We start from the raw sequence: 510 nt of genomic DNA on the forward strand, positions 1-510 counted from the left end.
AGGATATGCAGCAGACTCATTCCGCTGACATCCTGCAAGACCAGAAGCCGTTGTTTAAGTGCATCCCCAGAGTGATAGGAAATGCGTTTCAGAATCTCTGTGACAGCCCTGAAAAAACCACGGTGATACAAAACATGAAGTAGGGTTGCCCCCCGGTGATCCTGCAATGTCAGCAACCTGGGTGTTATCTGTTTATCAAGATGTTTTGTAAGCTCAAGAATAAATGCTTCTGAATGAACCTGAAATAGATGATGCAACGGCGTCCAGCTATAAACATCCTGAGCTTCCAGGTGCTCTGGTTCAACCTTCCGCTTAAAATATTGAACAGCCGCTTTCACTACGGGTTCTGGCGCATGCTGTGTCAGATCATGGAGTAAGGTTCTTCCGTATCGGTCGGTCTGCTTTAAATCAGCAGCCGCTACTGGCTGGGTCAGCTGTTGCAACAGATTTAGCAAAGTGTCTTCAGTCCCAAACCGCAGCATAAAACGCAGAACTGTCACTGATTCATCT

At 46.9% G+C, this 510-nt stretch carries 1 protein-coding gene; it reads right to left on the reverse strand.

Annotated features, from left to right (window positions below):
- The coding region (locus E1189_RS22255) for a hypothetical protein (RefSeq protein ID WP_230459847.1) at nt 1-510 on the reverse strand (510 nt) is incomplete at both ends.

Origin of the sequence: Parendozoicomonas verongulae (genome assembly GCF_009711465.1) — a bacterium.
GTDB lineage: Bacteria > Pseudomonadota > Gammaproteobacteria > Pseudomonadales > Endozoicomonadaceae > Sansalvadorimonas > Sansalvadorimonas verongulae.